Origin of the sequence: Rhodoferax sp., from assembly GCF_039922535.1 — a bacterium.
GTDB lineage: Bacteria > Pseudomonadota > Gammaproteobacteria > Burkholderiales > Burkholderiaceae_C > Rhodoferax_B.
The window spans coordinates 1-9915 of the sequence record NZ_JBDTEM010000260.1 but is presented as its reverse complement, the minus strand read 5'-3'; the positions used below and the strand labels follow the sequence as shown (position 1 = coordinate 9915).

The following is a 9915-nucleotide window of genomic DNA, read 5'->3' as shown; positions in this document are numbered from 1 at the left end:
GTGCGCGAGCAGCTATTTAAACTGCAGCGTTGTGGATTCAGCCGACCAGCGCGCCGCCCACAAACACTTTCAGTTCGCCCGGTGCAAATGCGACCCAGCTTTCGTTGGTGGTCAGGGGCGTGGTGGCGACCATGGCGACGCGGTCGTCTTTGCCGGTGTGGTCGGCAAAGTTGATGCTCAGGTCGTCATCTTTCAGCGTGGCCTGGGCAAACGGGTGTTGGCGTTCCACGTAGTACAGGCTGGTGGTGGCGTGGGCCCACAGCGCTTCGCCGTTGCTGAGCAAGAAGTTGAAGGTGCCGTGGCGGGCGATGCGGGCCGCCAGCTCGCGCAGGGTGAGCGTCAGCTCGGCCACGCTGGGCACCCCGGCGTGCGACTTGGCCAGCTCTTGCATGATCCAGCAAAAAGCCTGTTCGCTGTCGGTGCTGCCGACCGGTCGAAAGCTGCTGTGCAGGCGCGGGGCGAAGTCTTTCAGGTCGCCGTTGTGGGCAAACACCCAGTAGCGGCCCCACAGCTCGCGCACGAAGGGGTGGCAGTTCTCCAGCGCCACCACGCCCTGGGTGGCTTTGCGGATGTGGGCGATGACGTTGCGGCTTTTGATCGGGTAGTTGCGGATCAACGCGGCCACCGGCGACGCGCAGGCTGGCTGGTGGTCCACAAAATGGCGCAGGCCCAGGCCTTCAAAAAACGCAATCCCCCAGCCGTCGCTGTGGTGGTCGGTGCGGCCACCGCGTTCGGCAAAGCCGCTAAAGCTGAACACCACGTCGGTGGGGGTGTTGCAGTTCATTCCTAAAAGTTGGCACATCTCTGAACTGTACCCGCAGTGGCTTGGGGTTTTACGCCAGCTTGAAGAACGCCTGCATCCGCGCCAATAGGTCTTTGCTGCGCACTGGCGGTGCGGCGGTGGCCGACTGCTGCAGCCGCGCGGTGAATGCGGCGCGGCGCTGGGCCAGCAGGGTGGCGATGTCTTCGGCCAGCGCCGGGCGGGCGGCCAGCACCAGGCCAAAGCCTTCCTTGTCCAGCCGGTAGCACTCCACGTCGGTGACGGCCCGCACGGTGGCGCTGCGGGGCTCGCCAGTGAGTAGGCCCATTTCGCCAAAGAATTCGCCGTCGTGCAGCGTGGCGACGGTGGTGCGGCCGGTGCTGCTGTCCACCACCACTTCGGCATCCCCGTGCAAGATCAGGTACAGCCAATGCGCCACCGCGCCCTGCCGGGTGATGGCGCTGCCCGCCACAAACGGCGCGTACACCAAATGCGCGGCCAGGGTTTGCTGTTCGGCATCGGGCAGGTTGGCAAACAGCGCAATGCTGCGGATGGCGCGGATGCGGCGGGCCTGTTCGCGCTGGACGTGGGCGTTGCGCGACTGCTCGTCTTTGCTGGCCACCAGTCGCTCGGCCTGCGGCAATCCCAAGGGGATGCCTTCGCGGGCCAGGGCGGCGAGGGCGTGGACGCGGACGGCCGAGTCGGTGGGGTCGTCAAACTGCGGGTCGGTCAGCCAGTAGCGCAGGGTGTAGTGGTTGTAGCCCGCGCACACCTCCATCAGCACTGCGCTGGGTGGGGGCTGCAAGGCGACGTGGGCGATGCTGGCATCGGACACCGCCAACTCCAGCGTGCGCAGTACCGTACCCGGCAGGGCGCTGTGGTCGATGTTGAATTGCAGCATACGCCGCCACAGCAGGGGTTCGCCAGGGCGCTTGCGCAGCACCTTGAAGCGGTTTTTCATCAGCCAGCTGTTGGGCACCACCACGGTCTCGCGGTTGCGGGTGACGATCTCGGTGTGGCGCCAGCGCACATCCACGACCTGGCCGCTCAGCTCGTCGATCTGCACCCATTCGCCCACCCGCATCGAGTTGTCCAGTTGCAGCGCCACGCCGCCCATCACATTGCCCAGCGTGTCCTGCATGGCAAAGGCCACCACCGCGGTCACGATCGCCGAGGTGGCAAACAGCTGGGTCGGGTCCACGCCCGCCAGCCGCAGCCACACCAGCCCCCAGGCGAGCGACAGGGCGGTCAGGGTCAGGTCTTGGGCGATTTGCGGCAACTGCACCCGCAGGGCGGGCAGCAGCACCCGATACACCAGCAGCGTGCCGATCTGTATGCCAGCCCACACGGTAAACACATGGGCGCTGTCGCGAAAGATGCCCATCAGCAAAACGTGGTCCTGGGTGGCCGCCAGCAGCGCCAGCACCTGGGCGCACCAGGCCAGGTTGAGCAAAGCCCAGGTGGGCCGCAGGGCGCGCTGGAGCAGGGGGCGCAGCAGCCGCAGTGCACCGGCCAGCACGGCAATCAACAGGGCCAACGCCAGCAGTTCTGGGCGGAGCAGTCCGGTGGTCCAGGAGGGCATGCGGGGCTGTCAGGAGGCGGGTGGTGCGGCGGGCAATGGGGCCGCACAGGCTGGGCAGATGCAGGCCAGATTCCGTGCCGCTGCCGGTATGTCTGCCAACGTGGCCGGGCTGAAGTCCACAGCCAGGCACCAGCACGGGGGCTGTGGCAGCCCGGTGCTGCGCGCCAGTTCCATGGCGCACCGATTGGGCTGGCCACACAGCGGGCAGCTACGTGGGTCTGGCAGATGGGCGGCAACAGGCATGGGCCATGGTACTGAGCTTCTTTACGAAATGAAACAGTTTTCCAAGAAAAAATATAGCAAAAATCGGTGCCTTGCGCAGATGCAGAGCGCATATGAAGCTATTAAATAAGTAGCAATCGATATGAGGGGGCAATTGCGGTGGCGGCAGCCACGCGAGGGAGCACCCCTGGCAACGCATATTGCAAATAAAATCAACTTAATAAAATGGTGCCCCCCTTCAAGGGTATGAGCGGTTTTTGGGCGTTGGAGACAAGTCTATGGAATGGTGGCGTGTGATGGGGCCGCGGGTGGGCGTTCGCATACTGTGTGCCGTGGTCGGTGTCGGCGGATGCTTGTCTGCTGGCGCTGCGTCCAGCGCCAGCCTGTTGCCTGCGACGACACAGGAGGCCCAGGACGCGGCCGACTTGGCCGATGCCAGCGCCGATTCGCCTGTGCAACGGGCCTTGTCCGCCATTCCGGTCAAGGCCTCGGCAGACAAGCCTACCGCCGCTGCCCCCACAGACACGGTGCAGAAGCCTGCCAGCCCGGCTTCTGCCCCTAAACCGGCTCCCACCTCCTTGGGCGAAACGCTGCACGTCGCCGTCAAAGACGCTGCAGTCCAGTCCGGTGCCATCGAGGCCAAGCAGTACCTGAGTACCGAATTCGGTTCGGATGCAGCGGCCGATGCCGACGCCGATAGCAATGTACTGCGCCGCCGCGCCAACCGTAGTGGCAGCGAAAACGCCACCGCCAATAACGCACCGCCGCGTTCCGAAGAGCAACTCAAGCTGGACGAAGAGCAGGCCTCTTTTCTGGCCTCGGCCCTGGTGCGAGAGGTCGTGCCCTGGGCCATCGGCGCAGCGGTGTTGCTGGGCTGCTTGCAGGGCCTGCGCGCGATGCTGGTCTTCAGCCGTCGCCAGACGGCGCGCAAACACAAGCACCGCAAACCCAGCAGTACCCGCAACGCGCGGCTCTGACCGCCGTAAAGATCTGCAAATAGCCCCCGCGTCCGCAGGGGCAGCCCCAGCAGGGAGTGTGCGCGGTTAGAATTCAGATGCAACTAATTCTTATTTGCGTAGTTCGCTCTGCGGCACCGGGAGGAGCATCCCCCGTTGCCCCTTCATTCAAAGTGTGCATATGAAAATCTCCCTTCCTTTTTTGGTTCGTGCCGTGGCCTTGGCTGCAGGCGTGTGGGCCGTCTCTCTGGGGGCCTCTGCCCAAAGCGCCGAGCCGCTGGTGGTCTATAACGCGCAACACGTCAGCCTGACCCAGGCCTGGGCCAATGGCTTTACCAAGGAAACCGGTATCCCGGTGGTTTTGCGCAATGGTGGCGACAGCGAACTGGGCAACCAATTGGTGCAAGAAGGCAAGGCTTCTCCCGCCGATGTGTTTTTGACCGAAAACTCGCCCGCCATGACCCTGGTGGAGTCGGCTGGCCTGTTTGCGCCGCTGGACCCGGCCACGCTGGCCCAGGTGCCCGCCAATTTCCGCCCCTCCACCGGCCACTGGATGGGTGTCGCCGCGCGCAGCACGGTGTTTGTCTATAACAAGAAGAAATTCACGCCCGAGCAGTTGCCCAAGTCGGTGATGGACCTGGCCAGCCCCGCCTGGAAGGGCCGTTGGGCCGCATCGCCGTCCGGAGCCGACTTCCAGGCCATCGTCAGCGCCATGCTGGAAATTAAGGGCGAACCCGCCACCGCCGCTTGGCTCAAAGGCATGAAAGAAAACTTCACCGCCTACAAGGGCAACAGCACGGTGATGAAGGCCGTGAACGCAGGCCAGATCGACGGCGGCGTGATCTACCACTACTACTATTTCGGCGACCAGGCCAAGACCGGTGAAAACAGCAACAACGCCGCGCTGCATTACTTCCGCAACGAAGATCCGGGCGCTTTTGTCAGCATTTCTGGTGGCGGCGTGCTGGCCACCAGCAAGCGTGCCAAAGAAGCCCAGGCCTTCGTCAAGTGGGTGACCAGCAAACAGGGCCAAGAGATTTTGAAAACCGGCGATTCGTTTGAATACGCCGTGGGCGTGGGCGCACCGTCCAACCCCAAACTGGTGCCGCTGGCCGATTTGCAAGCACCCAAGGTCGAGCCTTCCAAACTGAACAGCAAAAAAGTCTCGGATCTAATGACCCAGGCGGGCTTGCTGTAAATCCCCGCAGTGTCTGCCGTTCCGTCTGATTTACACCGTGCGCCTGCCTTGCTAGGCGTGCCACCAGAGGGCATGCGCCGCTTTAAGGGCGCGCGCCTGTCGTGGGTGGGCGCGGCTGCGGTGGTGGTGTCGCTGTTTGCGCTGCTGCCGCTGGGCTTTGTGGTCTGGGTCGGCTGGCAAACCGGTTGGGAAACCGCCGCACCGCTGATTTTTCGGCCTCGCGTGGGCGAGCTGCTGGTCAATACCGCGCTGCTGGAGCTGGTGACCGTGCCGGTCTGCGCCGTGTTGGCGCTGGCGTTGGCCTGGCTGACCGAGCGCAGCGACCTGCCCGGTGCCCGCACCTGGGCGGCGCTGGCCGTGGCCCCGCTGGCCGTACCCGCGTTTGTGCACAGCTATGCGTGGATGACCGTGACGCCCAGCCTGCATGGCCTGGCGGGTGCGGCGCTGGTGTCCACCATCGCCTATTTCCCGTTTATGTATTTGCCCTTGTCGGCGGCCCTGCGGCGGCTGGACCCGGGCATGGAAGACGCAGCTTCGTCGCTGGGCCTGGGGCCGTGGGCGGTGTTTTTCCGCGTCGTACTGCCACAGTTGCGCCTGGCCTTGTGTGGTGGCGGGCTGCTAGTGGGCCTGCATTTGCTGGCCGAGTACGGCCTGTACGTGATGATCCGCTACGACACATTTACCACCGCCATCGTCGATCAGTTCCAGTCCACCTACAACGGCCCGGCGGCCAATATGCTGGCGGGTGTGCTGGTGGTTTGCTGCTTTGGCTTGCTGGGCTTGGAAGCCCGCCTGCGTGGCCACGAACGCTATGCCCGTGTCGGCACCGGTGCCGCCCGCATGCCGGTCCGTAGCCGACTGGGCCGCTGGACGGCGCTGGCCTGGCTGCTGCCTTTTGTCACCAGCCTGCTGGCGCTGGGCGTGCCTTTGTTTACGCTGGTGCGCTGGTTGATCGCTGGGGGGGCAGCCGTGTGGCACCTGGACGTGCTGGGCGCGGCGCTGGGCCAAACCCTGGTGTGGGCAGTGTTGGGCGGCGTGCTGACCACCGTGGTTTCGGTGCCCATGGCCTGGCTGTCTATCCGTAAACCCGGCAAGCTGCAACGCTTGGTGGAGGCCTGCAACTACATGGTTGGCTCGTTGCCCGGTGTGGTGGTGGCGCTGGCGCTGGTCACCATCACCGTGCGGGTGGCTCTGCCGCTGTACCAAACCGTGGCCACGATTCTGCTGGCCTATATGCTGATGTTTTTGCCGCGTGCGCTGGTCAGCCTGCGCGCCGGCATCTCCCAGGCGCCGGTGGAGCTGGAATACGCCGCCCGTAGCCTGGGCCGCACGCCCACGCAGGCGCTGTGGTCTATTACCCTGCGGCTGGCCGCACCCGGCGCGGCGGCGGGCATGGCGATGGTGGCGCTGGGCATTACCAACGAGCTCACCGCCACTTTGTTGCTGGCCCCCACCGGCACGCAAACCCTGGCCACCGCGTTTTGGGCCTTTAGCAGCGAAATCGACTACGCCGCCGCCGCCCCCTACGCGCTGATGATGGTGCTGCTGTCCATGCCCATGACCTGGCTTCTTTACGTGCAATCCAAAAAAACCGCAGGCCGCTGATTCATGAGCTTTCTGGAACTACACGCCGTCCGTAAAAGCTACGGCCCCGCAGTCGCGCTGGCCGGGGTCGATCTGCAAGTACCCGCAGGCAGCCGCACCGCCATCGTCGGCCCGTCCGGCTCGGGCAAAACCACGCTGCTGCGCATCATCGCGGGCTTTGAAGCCCCGGATGCAGGCCGCGTCACCTTGGGTGGCCAGCCATTGGCCGACGGCCCCAACGCCGTCCCCGCCCACCGGCGCGGCATTGGTTTTGTGCCGCAAGAAGGGGCTTTATTTCCGCATTTGAGCGTGGCCGACAACGTCGGCTTCGGCTTGGCCCGCAACGCGCCCGACCGTGCCCAGCGCATCACCGAACTGATGCAGATGGTGGCGCTAGACCCCGCCATGCTGGCCCGCCGCCCGCATGAACTCTCTGGCGGCCAGCAGCAGCGTGTAGCCCTGGCCCGCGCGCTGGCCCAACGCCCGCGCCTGATGCTGCTGGACGAGCCGTTTTCCGCCCTGGACACCGGCCTGCGTGCCAGCACCCGCAAAGCCGTAGCCCAGCTGCTCGGCGCAGCCGGTATCACCACCATTCTGGTCACCCATGACCAGGCCGAAGCCCTGTCGTTTGCCGACCAGGTGGCGGTGATGCGCGCGGGTCGCCTGGCCCAGGTCGGCTCTCCGCACAGCCTGTACCTGCACCCCACCGATGCCGCCACCGCCCAGTTTTTGGGCGAAACCATCGTGTTACCCGCCCAGTTGTCGCAAGGTTGGGCCACCTGCGCCCTGGGCGTGATCGCCGTCAACGACGGCCAGCGCAAAGGCCCGGCACAAATTATGTTGCGCCCCGAGCAGTTGCAACTGGCCCCCGTGCCCGCCAACGCCATGGATACCGATGCCGAGGCCTGCCTGGGCGTGGTGGAAGACATCGACTTCGGCGGCGCGCTGTGTGGCCTGACCGTGCGCCTGCTGGGCAACCCGCAGATTGACGCGCCTTCCGCTGCCGCCGCCCTGCTGGTGCGCAGCCCGGCCATCCACATCCCACCCGTGGGCGCCACCGTGCAAATTACCGTCATGGGCCAGGCCCATGTGTTCGTGGACGCGGTCGCTTAAAAAAAGTTGTCAACCGAATCCCCGGGTGCCTCGTTGTAGGTGCACAAGGAGATTCCCGATGACCACTACGCACAGCACCACCGAATACAACTGGCCCTCCGACGACCGCGATCGTCGCCGTATGCCCGCACGTTAAAACGCCAACCGGGTATTCCCCCGGCACCCCCGGCGCGGTGAACCCCCGTACAACGGCAGCTTAGGCTGCCGTTTTGCATTTATGGAAGAAATAGGCCATTGACGCAGGTGGTACCTGCGGTGGCAGCTATGGTTTCGGTAGTAACGTGCTCCACGGTCTTTTCCCACAAAAAAGGCACCCGAAGGTGCCTTTTTTAAATGCAAAATTGGCCTCTAGCGCATATTCAACCTGCGCTGGAAGCTACTAATTCAGTAGCATCTTGCTCAAGCCATACCCGCCTTCACCTTCAGCCGCCAGGCATGCAGCAGCGGCTCGGTGTAGCCGCTGGGTTGCTCCAGGCCCTTGAACACCAGATCGCAGGCTGCCTTGTATGCAGCACTGGTGGTGAGGTGGCCCGCCATGTTCTGGTATACCGCGTCGCCCGCGTTCTGACCGTCCACCACGGCGGCCATGCGCGTAAAGGGTTTTTTCACGTGCAGCTCAGCATCTACGGCCAAGAGTTCAACCCCACCACCTGGCGCCTGGCCAGCATGAACATGGCCATCCGCGGGTTGGACTTTGACTTTGGCAAAGAGCCCGCCAGCACCTACACCCGCCCCCAGCACCCCGACCTGCGCGCCGACTTCATCATGGCCAACCCGCCCTTCAACATGAAGGCCTGGAAAGAAGGCGTGCGCGACGACGACCCCCGCTGGAAATACGGCGTGCCGCCCGACGGCAATGCCAACTTCGCGTGGATGCAGCACATGATCCACCACCTGGCACCCCACGGCAGCATGGCCCTGCTGCTGGCCAACGGCTCCATGGGCAGCAACACCAACAACGAGGGCGAAATCCGCAAAGCGCTGATTGAGGCCGACCTGGTGGAGTGCATGGTGGCCTTGCCCGGCCAGCCGGGCAAAAGCCATGAGCACCCCAGCATTCGACTTTGCCAATTTGCTTGCTGCTATCGAGCACACCCACGCGGCCTTGGCCGACCAAGCTGCCAAGGCCGTCAATATCAGTTTGACGCTGCGCAATTGGTGCATAGGCTTGTACTTGGCGGAGTTTGAGCAGAACGGCACCGACCGCGCCATTTACGGAGCCCGCTTGATGGACGAGGTGTCCGCCCGCCTCAGCCGGCAGGGCGCAGCGGGCGTGGCCGCGCGCAGTTTGCGGCAATACCGGCAGTTCTATCAGGCGTATCCACAGATTTGGCAGACAGCGTCTGCCAAATCGTTGCAGGCCTTGCTACCCAAGCCAATTTGGCAGACGCTGGCCGACCAGGTGAAGTCGCGCATGCGGACCAACGTGGTGATGGAGCGCAAGTTCAGCGAGCGGCTGCAAGCGGCGCTCAACCGCTACCTGAGCCGCGCAGTGGAAAGCGCCCAGGTGATAGAAGCGCTGATCGCCATGGCCAAGAAGTTTCGCGAGGCGGCGCTGCGGGGCGACAAGCTGGGGCTGAATGCGTCTGAGCTGGCTTTTTACGACGCAATTACCGACAACGAAAGCGCCGTGCGCGAGCTGGGCGACGCGGTTTTGAAGAAAATTGCGGTGGAAGTGACCGAGAAGCTGCGCAATAGCACCTCAGTCGATTGGCAAAAGCGCGAGAGCGTGCGCGCGCGCCTGCGCAACCTGGTGCGCATCACCCTGCGCCGCTACAAGTACCCGCCCGATTTGCAGGAAGAGGCGATACGGCTGGTGCTGGTGCAGGCGGAGCGGTTATCGGATGCTTGGACAGCCAGATAAGCAAGAGGCCTATGGCATACGCGAAAAAACGGCACCCGTAGGTGCCGTTTTGTTGAATGAAATTTAAGAGAAATCGGCCTCCAGCGCATATTTAACCTGCGCTGGCAGCTACTGATTCAGTAGCATTTTCCTCAGGCCGTTCCCGCTTTCACCTTCAGGCGCCAAGCGTGCAGCAGCGGCTCGGTGTAGCCGCTGGGCTGCTCCAGCCCCTTGAACACCAAATCACACGCCGCCTTGTATGCCGCTGACGTGTCGAAGTGCCCGGCCATCGGCTGGTACAGCGCATCGCCGGCGTTCTGGCCGTCGACCACGGCGGCCATGCGCTCGAAGGTTTCCTTCACCTGCGCTTCGGTCACGACGCCGTGCAGCAGCCAGTTGGCCATGTGCTGGCTGCTGATGCGCAGCGTGGCACGGTCTTCCATCAGGCCGACGTTGTGGATGTCGGGCACCTTGGAACAGCCCACGCCCTCGTCAATCCAGCGCACCACATAGCCCAAAATGCCTTGGGCGTTGTTGTCGAGTTCCTGCTGCTTGTCTGCGGTTGACCAGTTCGGCGTGGTGGTGACGGGAATTGTCAGCAGGCCGTTCAGCAGCGTGTCGCGCTCGGCGTTGGCGTCGATCTTTTCCAGTTCCTTT

The 9915-nt window shown here is 64.0% G+C and carries 7 protein-coding genes and 5 pseudogenes; 7 read left to right on the top strand and 5 right to left on the bottom strand.

What is annotated here, in order from left to right:
* Positions 1 to 37: 37 nt before the first annotated feature.
* From ABI213_RS12020 to ABI213_RS12010, 3 genes are read right to left on the bottom strand one after another with little or no spacing between them, the layout of a single operon-like run.
* On the bottom strand, positions 38 to 802 hold the full coding sequence (locus tag ABI213_RS12020; RefSeq protein ID WP_348027253.1) for a class II glutamine amidotransferase: 765 nt from the start codon (positions 800 to 802) through the stop codon (positions 38 to 40).
* 31 nt (positions 803 to 833) lie between these two features.
* Positions 834 to 2342, bottom strand: a complete 1509-nt coding sequence (locus ABI213_RS12015) for a mechanosensitive ion channel family protein (protein ID WP_348027251.1) — start codon at positions 2340 to 2342, stop codon at positions 834 to 836.
* 9 nt (positions 2343 to 2351) lie between these two features.
* The gene (locus ABI213_RS12010; RefSeq protein ID WP_348008288.1) at positions 2352 to 2585 is read right to left on the bottom strand and encodes a cysteine-rich CWC family protein; all 234 of its coding nucleotides are present in this window, start codon (positions 2583 to 2585) and stop codon (positions 2352 to 2354) included.
* Positions 2586 to 2842: 257 nt separating this feature from the next.
* On the opposite strand from ABI213_RS12010, the gene ABI213_RS12005 reads away from it, so the two are divergent.
* The 4 genes from ABI213_RS12005 to ABI213_RS11990 all read left to right on the top strand — a co-directional run bounded on the left by ABI213_RS12005 (position 2843) and on the right by ABI213_RS11990 (position 7415).
* Positions 2843 to 3541 (top strand): hypothetical protein, encoded by a 699-nt coding sequence (locus ABI213_RS12005; RefSeq protein WP_348008287.1) that lies wholly within the window; start codon positions 2843 to 2845, stop codon positions 3539 to 3541.
* 160 nt (positions 3542 to 3701) lie between these two features.
* The gene (locus tag ABI213_RS12000; RefSeq protein WP_348008286.1) at positions 3702 to 4718 is read left to right on the top strand and encodes an iron ABC transporter substrate-binding protein; all 1017 of its coding nucleotides are present in this window, start codon (positions 3702 to 3704) and stop codon (positions 4716 to 4718) included.
* Positions 4719 to 4727: 9 nt separating this feature from the next.
* Entirely contained in the window at positions 4728 to 6323 is a 1596-nt protein-coding gene (locus ABI213_RS11995; protein ID WP_348008285.1) for an iron ABC transporter permease, read from the top strand.
* A 3-nt stretch (positions 6324 to 6326) separates the two neighbouring features.
* On the top strand, positions 6327 to 7415 hold the full coding sequence (locus ABI213_RS11990; protein ID WP_348008284.1) for an ABC transporter ATP-binding protein: 1089 nt from the start codon (positions 6327 to 6329) through the stop codon (positions 7413 to 7415).
* A gap of 399 nt (positions 7416 to 7814) precedes the next feature.
* Here ABI213_RS11990 and ABI213_RS11985 read toward each other — a convergent pair.
* Positions 7815 to 8024: pseudogene (locus ABI213_RS11985) on the bottom strand (hypothetical protein); the annotation flags it as partial.
* Between the two features lie 6 nt (positions 8025 to 8030).
* On the opposite strand from ABI213_RS11985, the pseudogene ABI213_RS11980 reads away from it, so the two are divergent.
* The 3 pseudogenes from ABI213_RS11980 to ABI213_RS11970 all read left to right on the top strand — a co-directional run.
* Positions 8031 to 8444: pseudogene (locus ABI213_RS11980) on the top strand (N-6 DNA methylase); the annotation flags it as partial.
* Positions 8445 to 8457: 13 nt separating this feature from the next.
* Positions 8458 to 8706, top strand: a pseudogene (locus ABI213_RS11975) (cytoplasmic protein); the annotation flags it as partial.
* A gap of 99 nt (positions 8707 to 8805) precedes the next feature.
* Positions 8806 to 9279, top strand: a pseudogene (locus ABI213_RS11970) (type I restriction enzyme endonuclease domain-containing protein); the annotation flags it as partial.
* A 131-nt stretch (positions 9280 to 9410) separates the two neighbouring features.
* Here the strand turns inward: ABI213_RS11970 and ABI213_RS11965 are convergent.
* Positions 9411 to 9915: pseudogene (locus ABI213_RS11965) on the bottom strand (malate synthase G); the annotation flags it as partial.

Excerpts from the sequence above, each read along its gene's own strand:
- ABI213_RS12020 (WP_348027253.1), bottom strand. The coding sequence starts at position 802 with ATGTGCCAACTTTTAGGAATGAACTGCAACACCCCCACCGACGTGGTG.
- ABI213_RS12015 (WP_348027251.1), bottom strand. The coding sequence starts at position 2,342 with ATGCCCTCCTGGACCACCGGACTGCTCCGCCCAGAACTGCTGGCGTTG.
- ABI213_RS12010 (WP_348008288.1), bottom strand. The coding sequence starts at position 2,585 with ATGCCTGTTGCCGCCCATCTGCCAGACCCACGTAGCTGCCCGCTGTGT.
- ABI213_RS12005 (WP_348008287.1), top strand. The coding sequence starts at position 2,843 with ATGGAATGGTGGCGTGTGATGGGGCCGCGGGTGGGCGTTCGCATACTG.
- ABI213_RS12000 (WP_348008286.1), top strand. The coding sequence starts at position 3,702 with ATGAAAATCTCCCTTCCTTTTTTGGTTCGTGCCGTGGCCTTGGCTGCA.
- ABI213_RS11990 (WP_348008284.1), top strand. The coding sequence starts at position 6,327 with ATGAGCTTTCTGGAACTACACGCCGTCCGTAAAAGCTACGGCCCCGCA.